Below are 17,428 nucleotides of genomic sequence, written 5' to 3' on the forward strand. Positions count from 1 at the left end.
AATGGAAGATAAGCTGATTCTGGGCGGACACGAATTCACCTCCCGCTTTATTCTAGGCTCAGGCAAATATTCGCTCGATTTAATCAACGCCGCCGTACACAATGCAGGCGCACAGATTATCACGCTCGCGCTGCGCCGCGCCAACGAAGGTGGCACAGCGAACATCCTTGACTATATCCCGAAGGGCGTTACTCTGCTGCCCAATACCTCGGGGGCGCGCAACGCGGACGAAGCGGTGCGTATCGCACGTCTCTCGCGCGAAGTCGGCTGCGGCGACTTTGTCAAAATCGAAATCATGCGCGACAGCAAATACCTGCTGCCGGACAATCAGGAAACCATCCGTGCAACCGAAATCCTCGCAAAAGAGGGTTTTGTCGTCATGCCGTACATGTATCCCGACCTAAACGTTGCGCGCGACTTGGTCAGCGCGGGCGCGGCCTGTGTGATGCCGCTCGGCGCACCCATTGGTACCAACAAGGGACTTGCTACACGCGAGTTCATCCAAATCCTGATTGACGAAATCGACTTGCCGATTATCGTAGACGCCGGCATCGGCCGTCCCTCGCAGGCGTGCGAAGCGATGGAAATGGGCGCGGCGGCTGTGATGGCCAATACCGCAATCGCCACGGCGGGCGATATTCCGGCGATGGCAGAAGCATTCAAAAAGGCAATTGAGGCCGGACGCACGGCGTATCTGGCAGGACTCGGCCGCGTGCGCGAGAGCGCCTCGGCATCCTCCCCGCTGACCGGTTTTTTGCGCGACTGACGCCCCCGGGGCGGCAGCCGCCCTTGCTGTTCTAACCAGCAAACCGGGCGGCAAGCGCAAACCGGAACCCTGCTCTGCGCGCGCAGCGCGCCCTCAAGGGAAAAGGGTTGATTCACAAGAAGGGGAAAACCGCAGGTTGTCTCCTTTTTGTGCGCCCGCCGCGCGCAGCGGCATGCCTCCCGCTGTCTGAAAGGCAGCACAAAACAGGAAAGGATAATGATGATGCAACAAACCAAAACCGAGGCCATCTCCGCAAAATATATCACCGCCGAAACCGACCACATGGCCTACCAGCCGGGCATGGACAACATCGGCTCGGAAATCCAGGACGAGGTTATCGCCCGCATGAACGCCTACGATGCAGAGCGTTACACCGCCGCCGACGTACAGCGCGCTTTAAACCGCGATGTGCTCCAGCCCGAGGACTTCGCCGCGCTGCTCTCCCCTGCTGCCGCGCCCTTCCTTGAACAGATGGCGCAGCGCGCACAGATGGAGACGCGCAAGCATTTCGGCAACTCGGTGCAGATGTTCACTCCGCTGTACATCGCCAACTATTGCGAAAACTACTGTATCTACTGCGGCTTCAACTGCCACAACAAAATCCGCCGCGCCAAGCTCGACATGGATGAAGTCGAGCAGGAGCTTCAGGCTATCGCCGCAACCGGCCTGCAGGAAATCCTGCTGCTGACCGGCGAGAGCCGCACGATGTCGCCGGTGGAATACATCGGCGAAGCGGTCAAGCTCGCGCGCAAGTACTTCCGCGTTATCGGCATTGAAATCTATCCGCTCAACGTCGACGAATACGCCTATCTGCACGAGTGCGGCGTAGATTACGTCACCGTGTTTCAGGAGACCTATGATGCGGATAAGTATCAGACCCTACATCTTGGCGGACACAAGCGCATTTTCCCTTATCGCCTAAACGCGCAGGAGCGCGCCCTGATGGGCGGTATGCGCGGCGTGGGCTTTGCGGCGCTTCTGGGCCTTTCCGACTTCCGCAAGGACGCCTTTGCAACCGGTCTGCACGCCTATCTCCTCCAGCGCAAGTATCCGCATGCGGAGATTGCCTTCTCCTGCCCGCGTCTGCGCCCGATTATCAACAATGACAAAATCAATCCTAAGGATGTGCATGAACCACAGCTATTACAGGTTGTATGCGCCTACCGTATCTTCATGCCGTTCGCATCCATCACCATCTCAACACGTGAGCGCGCAGGCTTCCGTGACCACATTATCGGCATCGCCGCGACCAAGATTTCCGCTGGCGTGGATGTCGGCATCGGCGGCCACTCGGGCGAGGACAAGGGCGATGAGCAGTTTGAGATTTCGGACAGCCGCTCGGTCGACGAGGTTTATCAGGCCATTCAGTCCCGCGGCTTGCAGCCTGTCATGGCGGACTATCTGTATGTATGACAATCCCTCGGCAAGCGCGGCTTTTCTCTCCCCGCAGCTTTGCCCAGCCAAGTGAACAAGAGCCGGACGCATCTGCGTCCGGCTCTTGTTATATGTTCCACAGCAAGGCGAAGGTCACGCGCAGCAGCGCGCCCGCTGCCGCCAGCAACAGGCACACCGCAAACGGTGCGCGGCAGGCGCGCAGCGAATACCGTCCCATTGCCTCCCCGCTCTGCCACACCATTGAGCAGGCAGCGAGCAGCGCTGGCACGCCCAGCATCGCGGGCAATGCCGCCATGCCGAGGGACAGCAGTGCTCCTTCCTCCTGCCCCAGCCCGACCGCCATCGTCAACGCGAGCACAAAGCCGCGTGCGGCGACCACCGCGGATAGGAACAGCGGTGCAGGCCGCAGCAGCGCGCACAACGGCGCAAGCACGATCCACAACAGCGCACACAGCACGCTTTTGAGTGCCTGTCCCGGCAGCTGCGCCAGAAACACCGTCAGCTCCACTGCACTGTCCCCTTCGCTGGCACGCAGACCGGTCAGCCCGCCCGCGACCGCACCGCACAAAAACATCGCGCACAGAAAAAGAAATGCGGGCGTGCGCACCAGATCATCAAAAAAACCGAGAATATGCTGCTTATTCATCCGTCTCCCCCTCGTGGAAGGTCATGATACAGCATATTCCCGGTTTGACCGTTTTAGAACTCAGCCCATTTCATTGATCCGATCACACATGGCGTTGACCAAATCGCGGCACGGCTGATGCAGGAACAGGCGTGCCTTCTGGCTGATCTCATAGGTTGCGTACAGCTTTCCATTTTCGTCCCGATGCAGCACGGCGGCAATCAGCTCGGTTGCGGCTGCAATGCGATCGGCCAGATAAGCCAAGTCAACCTTTTCGCTATCGCACACGCTCACCACCAAACGCTTCTGCGAACTGCTGGAGATCATGGCCAACTGGGTTGGCATTTCACGCTTGGACGCCGTCACCAAAACGATTTCGCTTTTAATCACAGCGGAAAGGTCATCCTCACAGATGCGCACATCATAGCCCTCGGCCGCCTGACAAGCCACCTGATTTTTAGAGGACAGAAACAGGTTGCGCGCAGGGATTACCTCTTTTTCCAGAATGGCACGAACCAGATGGGGCAGATATTCCCCCTCACCCAGCACGGACACCAATACGTTCTGCGGCATATCATCATCTCCTTCACAGAGGGACATTGAAAATACAGTAGTCATTATACGGCAGCTTTGCAGGTGTCCGCAACGACTTTTACGGTTTCTTGATACATTTTTGGAGCAATGACTAATCTGCGCAAATTTTCTCCGCCGCTTTCAGATAAATTGCACATTCTAATCGCTTACGCTCCATTTCGCAGCCGAGGTCATAAGAATCATTCATATCATGATTCATGTTGTAGTTTGCCGCCGAGCAGCCGCCCGAACAGTAGAACTTCGCCCAGCACTTCTGGCACTTCGGGCGGGTATAAATGTTCATGCCCGCAAACTTGGCCGCAATGTCCATATCGAACGACTGGTCAAGCACGCTGCCCTGCTTAAACTCGTCCTTGCCGACAAACTGATGACAGGGATAGATATCGCCATCCGGCGTAACGGCCACATATTCGTAGCCTGCGCCGCAGCCGCGCAGACGCTTGACCACGCATGGCCCCTGATCCAAATCCACCATGAAATGGAAGAACGAGAACGGCTTGCCCGCCTTTCTACGCTCAAGCATAATTTCGGTCAGGCGATCGTATTCCGCTTCAATTTTGGGCAGGTCCGCTTCGGTTAAATCGTAGCCGCAACCGGGATCCGCCGTTACCGGCTCAACCGACAGGCGGTCAAAGCCCGCGTCGGCAATGTGCACCACATCGTCGGCAAAGTCCAGATTATGCGAGGTGAACGTGCCGCGTGCATAGTAATCCTTCTTCGGGTCGCGCGCATCAACCAGTGCCTTAAACTTGGGCACGATGACATCGTAACTGCCCGCGCCCGACACAGTCTTGCGGAACTCGTCGTTGACTCCGGGACGGCCGTCGAGCGACAGCACAACGTTGTCCATATTTCCGTTGATATAGGCGCGCTTGTCCTCATCGAGCAGCAAACCGTTGGTGGTGATGGTAAAGCGGAACTTTTTATCGAATTTCTCCTCCAGGCTGCGTGCATAATCCACCGTCTGCACAACCGTATCCCACGCCATGAGCGGCTCGCCGCCGAAGAAGTCCACCTCGATATTATGCCGCTTGCCCGAGCGCGCGATAACAAAATCTATCGCCTTTCTGGCAATTTCCGGCGGCATGATCTTGCGGCCCTGACCGAAGTCACCCGTGGATGCAAAGCAGTATTTGCAGCGCAGGTTGCAGTCATGCGCAACATGCAGGCACAGCGCCTTGACCGGTGCGCCGACCGGAATATATTTGCTCACATCGATGTAATCATCCTGCGCGAACAGCTGGCCCGCTTTTTTCAGCTCCGCCAGCTCGCTGTACGCCTCGCGCACTTCGTCCGCCGGATACTGCGAAAGCTCGTCCACAATCTGCTGCGGGCAGGTATCCGCCATATTCTCATCAATCAGGCCGGACACCGCATAGCTGATATCGTCCAGCACATGCACTGCGCCCGAATTGACGTCCAGCACAAAATTCAAACCGTTTTTTTGATAACGATGAATCATTTCTTCAATCTTCCTCCGATACGCAACAAACAAGGCGCGCCGCAACCGGCACGCCTTGCGATTGACTTCATAAAACCCGCGATTACTTCGCGTGCTCGCACTTCTGGTTGGCCACGGTGCAAGAGGTCTTGCACGCGGACTGGCAGGAAGTCTGGCACTCGCCGCAGCCGCCGTGTGCTGCAGTCTGCTTCAGGGTTGCAGAGGTCAGCGTAGAAACATGCTTCATGGAAATTTCCCTCCTACTTTTTTAAATGACGATATTTTTTCCGTTTACGCATATTGGCGCCGGCAAAGCCGCCGATCGCCGAAGCTGCCAGCGCACAAAGCAGGCTGACCGCCATACGCACAACATCGATCGGCTGGGCGAGCGGAATAATGCTCACCAACAGCAGAATCAGAAAAACCAGAATACCGGCGCCCATCGCCCACAGGAATTTTCCTCCCGGAGCGCGCTTTGCCGAAATAAGCGCCGCTATTGCACAGCCGACTGCTAAAAAGATTAGCGCGCACGGCGCGATTGCCGGTTCCGCCAGCACTCGACGATGCACAAAAATCGCACCAACCAGCATCAGCAGCAAGGTCGCCAGCAGGCCGACCACTGCCGCCGACAGCAACACGCCGACGGGCGAAGGTCCTTCATTGGTTTTTCTCATAACTTACGCATCCTCCCGCCGAATGATTTTGCTTTATCCTATTCGGCAAGAAACCGGTTTATTACTTTGCGTTCTTATCCGCATCCTTGGGCGCCTCGACCGTTTCCGTCGCCGGAGCCTCCTTGCCGCGAATCGCCCAACGGTAAATCTTGAGCTTGGTACGATCGCTGGACGTTTCGATTACCAGCACATCATCCTTCACGCTGACAACACGGCCGATAAAACCGCCGATCGTGGAGATTTCATCGCCCACATCAATCGAACTGCGCATCTCGCGTTCGGCCTTATCGCGCTTACGCTGCGGACGGATCATCAGAAAATAGAACAAAACGATCAGGACAACAAGCGGCGCGAATTGACCTATCGCTGTCAGGTATTCCTGAGCACCTGGCATTGCTTACACCTCCTCGTGCATTTTTGCCATGAATACTACCATATTATAATGGATTCGCATCAAAATTACAAGCCCTATTTTCTGCGTCATAGGACAGCCATCGACATGCATAACGTAACGGTATCCTGAAAAAAGTGAGGTGCGTTTGCATGCTGTTTCCCGCCCTGTTTGCGCTGGGCGGCGCATTCTTTTTTCTCGTCCTGCGCGTGCAGGGCGCGGACGGGTCGTTCCCCAAGCCGCTGCCGCCGGACAAAGAAGCCGAGCTGCTGCGAAAAATGCAGCAGGAAGGAGACGAAAAAGCACGAGAGCAGCTGATTGAGCACAATCTGCGGCTGGTGGCGCATATTGTCAAGAAATACTACGCCTCCAGCGCCGAACAGGATGACTTGATTTCCATCGGCACCATCGGACTGATTAAAGCGGTCAGTACCTTCCGCCCGGATAAGAGCATCCGTCTGGCAACCTATGCTTCCAAATGCATTCAAAACGAGTTATTGATGCACTTCCGGCAAAAGCGGAAAAATGCGGGAGAATTATCGCTATCCGACACCCTCGAAACCGACGGCGACGGCAATGCGCTGGCCTTGCAGGACATCATTTGCTGCGAGGATGACGGCCTTGCCGCAGTGGAAGAACACGACCGCTATCTTGCCATGCACCGCGCGCTCGCCGTATCGCTTTCCCCGCGCGAAAGGGAAATCATACGGCTTCGGTACGGACTCGGCATGCCCGCACCGCTGCCGCAACGCGAGATTGCCAAACGTTTCGGCATCTCGCGGTCGTATGTATCCCGCATTGAAAAACGAGCGCTGGAAAAGCTGCGCGACGCACTCCGTGAAAACGCATAGCTACGCCGCGCGCATGCCCCCCGCTTGATTGCAAGCCGATGCTGTGGTGTGTCGTAATCACAGCATCGGTTTGACCCGCCTTGCTTGGATTTCTCCGGCCTGATATTGCGGCGCGATTGCAAACATGCTATAATCAACATAAAAAAGTGAGGGGAACACCGATGAAAACGTATTTAAACCAAATTTCGGGTATCGACGATGCAATTGTTTCCATGTTTATGAGCAAGCGTTCATGGACGCGCGAAAAGGAATTGCATATTCGTGAAATTTGCCGCACGGTACTGCGTGCGGACGGCGGCTTGCGGGAATACGACAGCACACAGGACGAGGCTTTTTCCGAATTTGCGGACTGGATGGACAAGCTGACCAAATGGGGCTGGAAACATACCACCATGCTGCGGTTTATCGACATGTCTGTCACCGTTGAGGGACTGCACCGCGCCGGTCAGGATGACTGGGACGCGCATGCCAAGCGATTTAACAACCGCATCATCCGTTCGAGCACGCGCCTGGCCTCCTTTTCCTATGAAATGTCGGCATGGTATCAGGACAAAATCCTACCCACCGATCTTGCCTTGCAAGAGCTTGGCCTTGCGGTGCCGCAGACCATCGAGCACGATGGTGTCAAATACGTCAAGGCGGTCAACGGGTATATCCGGGAGGATATGGCGGACAACCCGGACGTCAAGCGCGGGCTATATATGCTGAGCATTCCGAGCAACTTCATTTTCAAAATTGACCTGACCGAGTGGGGACATGTTTTCAAAGAGCGCAACGCCAACGGTACGGCCAATCCCGAAGTCAAGCAATGCTGTGAGAGTATTGCCGACCAGATCGAGCAATTCCACAAGCAGTTTAACCGGGATCTGTTTCTGAAGATTCTCAACTGAATGCAAAAGAGACGCCCCACGGCGTCTCTCACCAGAACTAGTATTATATTAGATACCAACGGCATAGCTTTTCGCTATGCCGTTTTCTGTTTTTCCCTATCGGCACTCCTGCTTCATGGCGAAATAGCCCATCAGTACGGCCCATACATAAGCGCAGGTCTTGGGAATCATCAGCATCCCGACCGCAGGCACAACATCGGCCCACAAAACCACCGGAATATAGAACGCAAAGCTCAGCACGATGGTCAGCCACATCCAACGGAAAGCACGGTCTTGATGCTTTTTTGCCGCCTGATAGAACAGTACGATTACCAGCAGCCCCAAAAGCGCAAACGGAATGTTCCGGTAAATCCCCCACGAGAGCGGCGCATCCGCGCGCAGCCACTGATTCTGCGGCATCAGGCACAGGACAATGCGCAGTCCCGCCAGACCGTACACCGCTGCCGTTAAACCACCGTGTCCGGCAACCTGATACCGCTGCCGCCAGACATGATACAGCAGCACATAGAAAATGGTCATAGTAATGGAAGTGACGCACTTTCCAAGCCCCAGCGCAGCCGTATAGTTTTCCAGACCTGTCGTGCAAAGAGCCACCGCACGCGGCACCAGATGAAAGGCATCGCCGCTCCCCAATATGACAGCCATCCATCCGTACAAACGGAACTGGCGGTTACCCTTACTGCCCCGAATCATTAAAATCCCAACGATGATAACCAAAGACAAATATACAATATCAAAAAGTGTTTCCATAATTGCCTGCATGTGTTACACATCCTTTCCTTCCGCTCGTTCCTGCACCCTGACAGCGGCCAAGGCTGCTTTGCCATAGTTGCAGCCAAACCAAACGCCGGCCAGCAGCAGCGCGGCGCCGAGTCCAGAGTAAAAGACGGCAATAAACCGGTCAGGCGCGATGCCGGACACCCGCAGACCGATTCCTCCGGTCATCATCACCGCCATAATACCGAAAGCCTTTCCGTCAAAGAACTTGAGGAAAAACTGCCGCTCCTCTGCATAACCAGTGATCCGCGCCGTATGTTTCTGCACCAGTTTCCCAAAGATAAACTTTTGAAAAATGGCGAAAACCAGCACAGACAGCAGCAAATTCCATACCGTGACATACGCCGGGTAGGCCAAAACGCCGATACGGAAAATATTAAATCCCGCTGCGCACCATACCAGGCAGGCAATGAGCAGCAGTGTATTGCGCTTCACTTTCATATCTTGTCTCCTTTCCTATGAACACGGTTCAGTTTTCCGTACAAAAACTCGACGGAGTGGAGTTTCATCAATAAAGCGTCCTGCGAACAATTTCCAAAACGACCGAGGAGTCATATTCCTGCCGCTGCAATGCAGACAGCATCAGGGAAAACAGCACATCTGCGAACTTCTCGGCTGTGAACTGTTCATCGAAGGCATCGGGCCGAATATTGACATCCCGCTTCAAAACCGCGCACAATCCGTCTAAAATATGCTGCCAGGTTTGCTGCATCCGCCGCCTTCCATCCGGTTTATCCTCCTGCATAAAGCCCAGCGAATGCATCGCAAAGAAACCGGGATATCGTTTGCAGCCATATTCCATGCGCTCATACATCCAGGCAATACATGTCCGGATATCCTGAAATACCGCCTCATCCTCCGGACGATGGAAGATCTCGCACCAAACGCTTTCTACAATAGCGCCGACCAATTCTGTTTTGCTGGAAAAATAATTGTATATTGACCCGACCGAAACACCACATGCCGCCGCGACCGAGCGAATATTGACCGCTGACCATCCTTGCTGCTGCATCAGTTCCCGGCTCGTTTTCAGAATTTCTTCTTTGGATGTTACGACTGTATTCATTCCATCACCTCAATATGAACATTGTTCATTATAGTCTGTCTCTCTCTGCATGTCAAGCGAAATACTGCACAAAAAGCGTATTCGTTCAGCAAATTATCCGTGTGCCAGCTGTCGCTCATTTTCCAGTCAAAAAGGGTGCTGACGATTCCATCAGCACCCTTCTCGCTGCCGCTATTTAATCTTCACACCGCGTTTTTGCGTCTGAATACACTGTCAGTCTGATGTGGCGGCGGTATCCGTCTCCGCAGACGCTGTGGTTTTGCGCGCAGATTTGCGCAGGTCCACCGCGGGGTTGAATGCATAGTAGTTTTTGCTGTCCAGATGATCCTGTACCACACGCAACGCATCGCCGAAGCGCACAACAGGGAATGGAATCCCCGTTATATTTTCCAAGTGATTTTCAATCCATTTTTGGATGCATAAATAGACTCAATTAAACAATCTACTACGGAAACTTTATCACTGTTTGATAGCTGATCCCAGCATTGCAAATATTCTGTTATTTCCTGTGTATCTACCTGTGGTTGATGTTCCAGATCATATATACGAGCACAAAGGTCTTTCTTTCGTTGCTCAAGTTCTGTGATGCGTAAATTGATGTACTTCATCAGCTCCGCGCTTGCCAAAGAAACCTGCTGAACAAGCGCCTGTATTTCCTGATCGACTTCCTTTATTTGCGATTGCAAACGACAAACACCTTGGTTTGTTTCCGGTTGTTTCTTTGACAAAACGGAAAATTCAGAAAGTTTATTTCGCATTTCTTCATAAATCAACGCATCTATATCGTCCGCTCTCAACGAACCGAATGTACAATCACCTTTGGTAGCATATTTATAACTACACAAGTAATAGCGTACATCCGGCTTATGCTTACGCGGCTGTACTTTAGCAACAAGAGCGTGTCCGCAGCAACCACATTTGAGTTTACCCGCAAGCCATGTTCGGTGTGCTTTCATTGGTTTGGCAACAGATTGATTATGCAAGCATTTTGTACGACATTGAATCCAAATGTCAGAATCAATAACGCCCTCATGTGGCGCAAGCACCAATGTATGCCCGCTCAGGGAAACGGTTTTCCGTTTCGTTGAATCGCCCGAATACAGATATGCACCGTTTGTACCGATAAAATCCTCTGCCGGATTGATGATTTCTGCCCCTTGTGTTTTAAAGAAGCTGTAAATACTGTAATCAGATTTTACATATACAGGGTTTACAATCAAGTCCCGTATTCGAGATCGATTAAAAGGCTCGCCCTTACGGTTCTTTATATTGTGTGCTTTTAGGTAATCTACAACGTCACCCAAAGAAACCTGCGGCTGTGCATACAATGAAAAGATTTGCCGGATGACAGTACTTTCCACTTCGAGTGGAGTATAGCAATGCGTCCGAATACCGTCGATTGTAATTTCTTTGAGCGTAAAACCATAGGGGATACGCCCGCCCATATAGAATCCGCGTTTACTTCTGGACGCATAAGCATCAATCACACGCTGCTGTATGGTTTCTCTTTCGAGTTGGGCAAAAATCATTACAATCATCAACATTGCTTTACCGATAGGGGAGGCAGTATCAAACTTCTCCATGGTGCTGGAAAAACTGACAGAATATTTTTGGAAAACATCAATCACATTAGCAAAGTCTAAGACGGAGCGACTGATACGGTCAAGCCGATAAACAATAACGCGCTCAATTCTTCCTGCAACAACGTCTTGCATCATTTGCTGAAAGGCAGGTCGGTCCGTGTTTTTACCACTATATCCTTTATCGGTATATATTTTATAGTTGTTTCCTATCAACTCCCTTGCACAATATTCTGCCTGACTTTCCACGGAAATGCTATCTATCCGATCGACAGACTGGCGTGTATAAATAGCTTCTATTTTCACGGTTGTACCCCTTTTCAATAGAAACGGGGCTGCTTATGATTTAATTATAAGCGGCCGCCAAGTACAAAGCAATGCTATCCCTGATTGTATTTGAAAAAAATATCAAACAGTTTGTTTTCAATATCCTTTTTGATGATTTCACGTTCTTCTGTGAGATAACAAGGAGAAAGATTATCTATTGTAAAAGGAAGGCCATCCACAAGTACTTTCCTTTGTGTGCTCTCATATCCTACATTCATGGGCTTTCCTCCTGAAAGAAATAGTTTCTATTAGCATATTTCTTTTCTTTTCAGTACATGTCAAAAAAGCGAATTACCCATTGGCGCAAACATCATTTTGTTTTACAATAGTAATAGTTACAAATAAGCGGGTGATTAGATGAAAAAGAGATTTGTTTCCGTTTTATGTGCGGCAACCATGGCTTGTTCTATCCATGCTACCGCCCTAACGAGTTTTACAGATGTCCACCCTGAAGATTGGTATTACGATGCTGTGAACTATGCTGTCTCAAACAACCTGTTCAACGGCACTTCGGCAACTACATTTTCACCGTCCCAACCCATGACGCGGGGAATGTTTGTCACCGTACTTGGCCGTCTGGCAGAAGTGGACACCGAAAGCCATACCGGCACGTCCTTTTCAGACGTACCAGCAACCGCCTACTATGCGCCTTATATCTCATGGGCGAACGGTGAAGGTATCGTTTCTGGCATCGGAAACGGCCGGTTTTTCCCGGACACGCCGGTCACGCGCGAGCAAATTGCAAAAATGCTGTTCACCTACGCACAAAGTCTACACATCGATACAAACACCGATTTCATTCCTGATAAATATTACGACTACACAGATTACCACACCGTATCGCGGTATGCGTCCCAAGCGGTGAGCTGGTGCGTCAATAAAGGCATCATCAACGGTTCAAACGGTAAGATCAACCCGCAGGACACCGCTACCCGTGCCGAAGTGGCAACAATGCTGATGAACGCTGAACCCGTTCTAAATGACATCAACACAAATGAACCAGACAAACAGCCAATACCGGATATCGAGCCGGAGGATACCGCCAACAGCGAAAACACAAGTGCTGCCGAGATCGTCACAAACGAAATAGAACAACGCCCAACCGGGCACTCTGCCGTGGACGAATACGGCGGTTACTGGGATTACGATCTATCCAACGCCACCTTTGACGCCATCAATGACCTGCGCGAGCAAAACGGCTTAGACCGCTTCGCCTACTCCCTTCAAGTACAGGAATGGGCGGATATACGGTCAAAAGAACTGGTCGGCGCCTATGATGATAAACTATATGATGCACACATGCGCCCGGACGGCAGTGTTTTTGCCACGGTCGGCAAAGGCTGCAATACCGAAAACGCACTATTGACCATCCTTCCCGGCTATGCCCAAGAAAATCTAAATATGTGGTATGCTTCAACCGGACATAGGGAAAACATGCTGAACACCCGTTCCAAAACTGCTGCTGTATCCGCCTATGTTCGCGGACAAAAAATCTACGTTATCCAACTTTTCAATATCCTTACCGCCGAAGAACTGAACAATCTTTGACAAAAGAGGAATCCCCCGTTTTCGCAAACGGGGGATTTTCCTATTGTTCTACCGCTTAAATCCAGTATTCGTTTCCGTCTGCATCCAGCATATAGTCATGCTCATGCGAGACCTCGGTCACCAGATTGACAGACGAAGTGACATCCGGATAATACTGAATATTGCCGCTGTAACCCATGGTATCCGGGCTGGTGTCGCGTCCGGTGAGCTGGCAGATCACCTTGGCAAACGTCAGTCGGGACACATCGCCACTCACACCGGCGTTCGTACCCGTGACGTACTTCACCAGCGCATTGAGCTGCGCCGCCGTCGCCCAAATGCGAAGATAGCCATTTTTCGTGATGTCATAGTTCACTTCATAGTCTGTATCCTCGGTCATTTGCGTCGTGTCAAACACACTGGCAGGCAGCACACCGATGGACACGAAATACTTCGCTTCCTCCGGGATGGTGTACGCATAGTCCGGTACCATCACCGTGCCGCGTTCCAGCCAAGTGTTGCCGCCGTTGGCAATCAGGCGGTACGCCACAAGGCATGCTTCCTGCAAGGAAATGCGATCGTCTGGCCGCCAGTTACCGTCGCCGTAGCCGTTGAATAGCTGGTAATGAATATCTGTCACCGGTTCATCCACCGCGCTTACGATCTCGATTTCCGGGGACTGGCCGGTCGCATTGCCGTTATCGCCTGCACCGGTCGCGTAGTTGGCATAGGTTTTGCCGCCCGCGTCCGCTTTGAACTGCACGGTCAGCTTGACCTCGTGGAACGCACCGGGCGCAATGTCGCCCAGCTCCAAGGTAAATACCTTGTCTGCAAGGCTCCACTTATTGTTCAGTACGCCGTCCACATAGACGTTATCCTGCAATACAGGCGTCACCACCGACGTATCCAGCGTGTCTTTCAGCACAACGTTTTTCCACGTCTCCTTGCCGTTGTTGCCAACCTTGATCGTGAAAGTCGCCGTTTTCTGCTCGTCGGCCGCACCCTTGCTGACATTCACCACCGTCTTATCTGCGTCTTTCGTGACATAAAAGCCGGTGGGGTCAGTAGGGTTTTGCGCCTCCACCTCCGGGACGGTCACGCCGTCGTCGGTCGCCGTGCCGCTGCCGTTATCGCCGGATACGACCACGCTGTTTTGCAGCGTCGTTCCGGCCGCTTCATCAAGCACCTGTACATCAAAGGTTACAGTCATGTTCTCGCCTGCCGCAAGGTCGCCCACCAAAACAGACAGCGCATTACCGCTCAGCTTGTGCAGTGCAACCTTACCGTCCAGATACACATTGCCAACCAGCTTCACACCCGCCGGAAGCGTGTCATACGCCACGACGTTTTTCCAAGGTGCAGTCGCATGATCGCCGTTCTTGACGATGATCTCATACGAGATTGTGTCGCCTACATTTGCTTCGGTCACGCTGGCCGTTTTAGTCACAACCGGGTCAGCTTCGCCCTCGTCGATCTGCACACCCGCATCCGGCAGCGGCGTGGTATCTTCACCATCATGCAGTACCGCCGTATTGACGATCAATTTGCCCTGCATACCCTCATCCACCGTCACATCAAAGGTGTACACCACCTGCGTGTCCGGCGCGATCGCGTAAGGTGTGAGCGTCAAGGTGCGCAGAGCGGCATCATAGGAATATTCTGTGGTGGCCTGCCCGTCCTTCTGTACGTTGCCTGCGAAGGTCACGCCCTCCGGAATCACATCGAGTACGGTCACGTCCATCCAGTCCGCCGTTGCCAGCGCGCCGTTTTGCAGCGTGATCGTGTAGGTGATCGTCTCGCCCACGCGCGCCGTCGTCTTGTTGGCCGACTTGGCACCCACGCGGCCATCGGCGCGGCCTTGCTCGATGGTAACCCCCTCGTCCGTCGCTTCGGCATCGGGCGCGTTGCTGCCGCTGGCAATCGCCGTGTTCTTGATCGTCATACCGTAGGCGTTGCTGTTCACCAGCACATCAAAGCAGACCGTCTTGGTCTGGCCGGGTGCGATGCTGTCCAGCGGGACGGTCAGCATGCCGCTGGCGTTGTCGTACTGATAGGCCGCCGCATAGCTGTCCACCGTAACGTTGCCGTAGAAGGTTAGCCCATCCGGAATCGTGTCGCACATTACTGCATCCCGGATATTGACCTGCGCGCCAGCACCGTTGGACACCTGCACCGTGTAGGTCAGCTTGTCGCCCACCTTGGCGCTGGATTGGTTCACTGTTTTCACAACCGACAGGTCGGTGCGGCCATCCGCGACCACAACCCCATCGTCCTTGTCCTGCACCGGCTCGGTGTTGTCTGCGGTCAGGGTCGCAAGGTTCTGGATTGTGGTGTTATAGGCATCCTCGTTCACCGTCGCCACGAAAGAGACTGTACGGCTGGCGTCCGGGTCGATGCTGCCAACCTCGACGGTCAACAAGCGGCTTCCTTGCTCATAGGTGTACGAACTGGTCGTACTGCCATCTACCATGACCGAACCGTATTCAAACGTCAGACCGTCCGGGAGCACATCGGTCACCACCGCGTTTTGTACCGGCACGGTCGCAGTCTCGCTGTTGGACAGCGTCAGCGTGTAGGTGATCTTGTCGCCCACGCTGGCAAAGGACTTGTCTGCCGTCTTTTCAATGCTGGGACGGGCTTTGCCGTCGCCCACCAAAACGCCGTTGTCCTTGCCCTCGGTGTCCGGGATATTATCGCCGGAAAGCACTGCCGTATTGTAAATCGTCTTGCCGTAGGCGGCATCATTGGCCGTCACCGAAAACGTGACCGTCTTTTCCGTCGCCAGAGCGATCTTGTTCAGCGGCACAGTCAGGGTGCGGCTTGCATGATCGAAAGAATACTTCGTTGTCACTCCATCAAGCTGTACGCTGCCGTCCACGAAATCCAGCCCGGCCGGAATCGTATCGGTCATGGCAGCGTTTTCGATCTCATAGACCGCACTTTCCGCGTTGCCAAGCGTGACCGTGTAGGTCAGCTTATCCCCGACCTTGGCAGCGGACTTGTCCGCTGCTTTGGTGACATAGGGCGCAGTGTCGCCCTTGTTGACATACACACCGTCGTCCGTGTCCTCATACTTGCCGGTCGCGTTGCCGTCCTCGTCTTTTACAATGCCGTTCTTGCCCTCAGCAACAGCGGTGTTGTAGATCGTCTGATTGTACATATCCGCATTCACCTTGGCTTTGAAGGTCACCGTGACCGTCTGACCGGTGGCAATATCGCCCACCGGCACGGACAGCACGCCATCCTTGAAGCTGTGCTCCGCGGACTTACCATCAACATACACGCTGCTGTCTACGAACGTCAGGCCGTCCGGCAGCGCGTCGGTCAGCACGACGTCTTTCCACGCGGACGAAGCAGCTTTGTTGTTGGACAACTTGACCGTATAGGTCACAGTGTCACCAACATTCGCCGTTTTCACGTTCGCCGTCTTTTCGATGGACGGAATCGCATCACCGTTCGTGTACTGATACACCACCGTGCGAATATAGCCGCGGTACTCATAGGCCGGAATCGACTTGGGTGCAGTCTCGGCCTTGCCTTCCGTCGTCACGGTCTCGGCAAGCTCCATACCGCTGGCGTCTACAAACTTCTCGATGATGATATTGTACTTGCCGTCGCGGTAAGACAGGCCGTGCCATTCCTCCGCACTGTGCGATACCGTCGCTTCCATCAGGTCACAATAGCCCCAATGGGTTTCCGGCAAGTCGTTGTACGGGCATTTGACACCAAGCGCTTTCAGCTTGTCCAGCGTTACGCTGCGGTTAATCATGCCGTTTACCAGACGCACGACCTCGGCACGGCTGATCGGCTCGTCCGGCCGGAAGCTGCCGTCCGGGTATCCCTGAACCCAGCCAGCGTTTGCTGCTGCATTGATATAGCTGTACGCCCAATGGCCGACCGAAACATCATCAAAGACGTTGCCGCCCTCATAATCCAGACCGGCAAAGCGCGCAGCCATGACCGCAAACTCAGCGCGGGTCACCGGCGCGTCCGGCGAAAATTTGTGTTCGCCCGTGCCGTCCACAATGCCGCTGTTGTACAGCGTTTCCACTTCCTTGTAGAACCAATGGCCGGTTTGTACGTCCTCAAATGTGCTGCCGGACATCCGGCGCTCGAACGCCGGATACTCGCCATCATACAAGCGGTAGAACACGGTCGCGGCTTCCGCACGGGTCATGGGCGCGTCTGCACGAACGCTTTCGTCCGGGTAGCCGACGATATAGGTCAGGTCCTTGTGCGAGTAGACGTACTCGACACTTTCCGTGTAATCGACGTAGGTGTAGTTCTCAATCTCCTGCGGCGACTTTTCTTCATGCGTGACACGATAGGTTTCCGGCGCGGTGATCTCCTTGCCGTTTTCCGCGTCAAGAAACTTGGCTGTGACCTCGGCCAGCGTGCTTTCCGACGCGGCAAAGGCCGCGGATGGGAACGCCGACACCGCCAGCAGCAGCGCAAGCCCCATAGAGGTCACCCGCTTGAAGCGTTTTTTCAAAAATGCCATTTTCTCAGTCCTTTCCGTTTTGA

The 17,428-nt window shown here is 53.6% G+C and carries 18 protein-coding genes; 5 read left to right on the forward strand and 13 right to left on the reverse strand.

The genetic code is table 11. From position 1 onward, the window contains the following. The first annotated feature begins 1 nt into the window (after position 1). Together ACTQ34_RS00160 and thiH are read left to right on the forward strand one after the other, a co-directional pair. Positions 2–766, forward strand: a complete 765-nt coding sequence (locus tag ACTQ34_RS00160) for a thiazole synthase (RefSeq protein ID WP_441361944.1) — start codon at positions 2–4, stop codon at positions 764–766. Between the two features lie 222 nt (positions 767–988). Further along, the gene (thiH, locus tag ACTQ34_RS00165) at positions 989–2,179 is read left to right on the forward strand and encodes a 2-iminoacetate synthase ThiH (RefSeq protein ID WP_441362091.1); all 1,191 of its coding nucleotides are present in this window, start codon (positions 989–991) and stop codon (positions 2,177–2,179) included. An 88-nt stretch (positions 2,180–2,267) separates the two neighbouring features. On the opposite strand, the gene ACTQ34_RS00170 is transcribed toward thiH, so the two are convergent. The 6 genes from ACTQ34_RS00170 to yajC all read right to left on the reverse strand — a co-directional run bounded on the left by ACTQ34_RS00170 (position 2,268) and on the right by yajC (position 5,889). Next, positions 2,268–2,807 (reverse strand): hypothetical protein, encoded by a 540-nt coding sequence (locus ACTQ34_RS00170; RefSeq protein ID WP_441361945.1) that lies wholly within the window; start codon positions 2,805–2,807, stop codon positions 2,268–2,270. Between the two features lie 60 nt (positions 2,808–2,867). Continuing rightward, complete coding sequence (locus tag ACTQ34_RS00175) at positions 2,868–3,359, reverse strand: hypothetical protein (protein WP_441361946.1); 492 nt, start codon at positions 3,357–3,359, stop codon at positions 2,868–2,870. A 112-nt stretch (positions 3,360–3,471) separates the two neighbouring features. Then, a complete protein-coding gene (gene scfB / locus ACTQ34_RS00180; RefSeq protein WP_441361947.1) occupies positions 3,472–4,842 on the reverse strand; it encodes a thioether cross-link-forming SCIFF peptide maturase in 1,371 nt (456 codons plus the stop codon). Between the two features lie 82 nt (positions 4,843–4,924). Beyond that, complete coding sequence (gene scfA, locus ACTQ34_RS00185; RefSeq protein WP_078096990.1) at positions 4,925–5,068, reverse strand: six-cysteine ranthipeptide SCIFF; 144 nt, start codon at positions 5,066–5,068, stop codon at positions 4,925–4,927. Positions 5,069–5,081: 13 nt separating this feature from the next. After that, positions 5,082–5,495, reverse strand: a complete 414-nt coding sequence (locus ACTQ34_RS00190) for a TIGR04086 family membrane protein (RefSeq protein ID WP_441361948.1) — start codon at positions 5,493–5,495, stop codon at positions 5,082–5,084. Between the two features lie 61 nt (positions 5,496–5,556). Further along, complete coding sequence (gene yajC / locus ACTQ34_RS00195; RefSeq protein WP_441361949.1) at positions 5,557–5,889, reverse strand: preprotein translocase subunit YajC; 333 nt, start codon at positions 5,887–5,889, stop codon at positions 5,557–5,559. Between the two features lie 149 nt (positions 5,890–6,038). Here yajC and sigK point away from each other — a divergent pair, with 149 nt between their 5' ends. Next, entirely contained in the window at positions 6,039–6,737 is a 699-nt protein-coding gene (gene sigK / locus ACTQ34_RS00200; RefSeq protein ID WP_441361950.1) for an RNA polymerase sporulation sigma factor SigK, read from the forward strand. A gap of 161 nt (positions 6,738–6,898) precedes the next feature. Continuing rightward, positions 6,899–7,627, forward strand: a complete 729-nt coding sequence (locus ACTQ34_RS00205; RefSeq protein ID WP_441361951.1) for an FAD-dependent thymidylate synthase — start codon at positions 6,899–6,901, stop codon at positions 7,625–7,627. 96 nt (positions 7,628–7,723) lie between these two features. Here ACTQ34_RS00205 and ACTQ34_RS00210 read toward each other — a convergent pair whose 3' ends face one another. The 6 genes from ACTQ34_RS00210 to ACTQ34_RS00235 all read right to left on the reverse strand — a co-directional run bounded on the left by ACTQ34_RS00210 (position 7,724) and on the right by ACTQ34_RS00235 (position 11,595). Then, the gene (locus ACTQ34_RS00210; protein ID WP_441361952.1) at positions 7,724–8,389 is read right to left on the reverse strand and encodes a hypothetical protein; all 666 of its coding nucleotides are present in this window, start codon (positions 8,387–8,389) and stop codon (positions 7,724–7,726) included. Positions 8,390–8,392: 3 nt separating this feature from the next. Continuing rightward, entirely contained in the window at positions 8,393–8,845 is a 453-nt protein-coding gene (locus ACTQ34_RS00215; protein WP_441361953.1) for a hypothetical protein, read from the reverse strand. 67 nt (positions 8,846–8,912) lie between these two features. Further along, positions 8,913–9,470 (reverse strand): TetR/AcrR family transcriptional regulator, encoded by a 558-nt coding sequence (locus tag ACTQ34_RS00220; RefSeq protein WP_441361954.1) that lies wholly within the window; start codon positions 9,468–9,470, stop codon positions 8,913–8,915. A 213-nt stretch (positions 9,471–9,683) separates the two neighbouring features. Beyond that, positions 9,684–9,863, reverse strand: coding sequence for a hypothetical protein (locus tag ACTQ34_RS00225; RefSeq protein WP_441361955.1), 180 nt, complete (start codon positions 9,861–9,863; stop codon positions 9,684–9,686). Next, complete coding sequence (locus tag ACTQ34_RS00230; protein ID WP_441361956.1) at positions 9,851–11,356, reverse strand: recombinase family protein; 1,506 nt, start codon at positions 11,354–11,356, stop codon at positions 9,851–9,853. Before ACTQ34_RS00230 ends, ACTQ34_RS00225 begins: the two co-directional genes overlap by 13 nt. Before the next feature lie 74 nt (positions 11,357–11,430). Then, positions 11,431–11,595 carry a hypothetical protein gene (locus ACTQ34_RS00235; protein ID WP_441361957.1) on the reverse strand — a complete coding sequence of 55 codons (165 nt, stop codon included), beginning with the start codon at positions 11,593–11,595 and terminating at the stop codon, positions 11,431–11,433. Positions 11,596–11,734: 139 nt separating this feature from the next. Here ACTQ34_RS00235 and ACTQ34_RS00240 point away from each other — a divergent pair, with 139 nt between their 5' ends. Then, positions 11,735–12,925, forward strand: coding sequence for an S-layer homology domain-containing protein (locus ACTQ34_RS00240; protein WP_441361958.1), 1,191 nt, complete (start codon positions 11,735–11,737; stop codon positions 12,923–12,925). Between the two features lie 55 nt (positions 12,926–12,980). Here ACTQ34_RS00240 and ACTQ34_RS00245 read toward each other — a convergent pair whose 3' ends face one another. Beyond that, positions 12,981–17,405, reverse strand: coding sequence for an S-layer homology domain-containing protein (locus ACTQ34_RS00245; RefSeq protein WP_441361959.1), 4,425 nt, complete (start codon positions 17,403–17,405; stop codon positions 12,981–12,983). Positions 17,406–17,428 lie beyond the last annotated feature (23 nt).

The organism is Agathobaculum sp. LCP25S3_E8 (assembly GCF_052117165.1).
Lineage (GTDB): Bacteria > Bacillota > Clostridia > Oscillospirales > Butyricicoccaceae > Agathobaculum.

Coding starts and splice junctions, on each gene's coding strand:
- scfA (WP_078096990.1), bottom strand. CDS start 5,068: ATGAAGCATGTTTCTACGCTGACCTCTGCAACCCTGAAGCAGACTGCA.
- sigK (WP_441361950.1), top strand. CDS start 6,039: ATGCTGTTTCCCGCCCTGTTTGCGCTGGGCGGCGCATTCTTTTTTCTC.
- ACTQ34_RS00190 (WP_441361948.1), bottom strand. CDS start 5,495: ATGAGAAAAACCAATGAAGGACCTTCGCCCGTCGGCGTGTTGCTGTCG.
- ACTQ34_RS00205 (WP_441361951.1), top strand. CDS start 6,899: ATGAAAACGTATTTAAACCAAATTTCGGGTATCGACGATGCAATTGTT.
- scfB (WP_441361947.1), bottom strand. CDS start 4,842: ATGATTCATCGTTATCAAAAAAACGGTTTGAATTTTGTGCTGGACGTC.
- ACTQ34_RS00160 (WP_441361944.1), top strand. CDS start 2: ATGGAAGATAAGCTGATTCTGGGCGGACACGAATTCACCTCCCGCTTT.
- ACTQ34_RS00235 (WP_441361957.1), bottom strand. CDS start 11,595: ATGAATGTAGGATATGAGAGCACACAAAGGAAAGTACTTGTGGATGGC.
- ACTQ34_RS00175 (WP_441361946.1), bottom strand. CDS start 3,359: ATGCCGCAGAACGTATTGGTGTCCGTGCTGGGTGAGGGGGAATATCTG.
- ACTQ34_RS00245 (WP_441361959.1), bottom strand. CDS start 17,405: ATGGCATTTTTGAAAAAACGCTTCAAGCGGGTGACCTCTATGGGGCTT.
- yajC (WP_441361949.1), bottom strand. CDS start 5,889: ATGCCAGGTGCTCAGGAATACCTGACAGCGATAGGTCAATTCGCGCCG.
- ACTQ34_RS00210 (WP_441361952.1), bottom strand. CDS start 8,389: ATGCAGGCAATTATGGAAACACTTTTTGATATTGTATATTTGTCTTTG.
- ACTQ34_RS00240 (WP_441361958.1), top strand. CDS start 11,735: ATGAAAAAGAGATTTGTTTCCGTTTTATGTGCGGCAACCATGGCTTGT.
- ACTQ34_RS00170 (WP_441361945.1), bottom strand. CDS start 2,807: ATGAATAAGCAGCATATTCTCGGTTTTTTTGATGATCTGGTGCGCACG.
- ACTQ34_RS00220 (WP_441361954.1), bottom strand. CDS start 9,470: ATGAATACAGTCGTAACATCCAAAGAAGAAATTCTGAAAACGAGCCGG.
- thiH (WP_441362091.1), top strand. CDS start 989: ATGCAACAAACCAAAACCGAGGCCATCTCCGCAAAATATATCACCGCC.
- ACTQ34_RS00215 (WP_441361953.1), bottom strand. CDS start 8,845: ATGAAAGTGAAGCGCAATACACTGCTGCTCATTGCCTGCCTGGTATGG.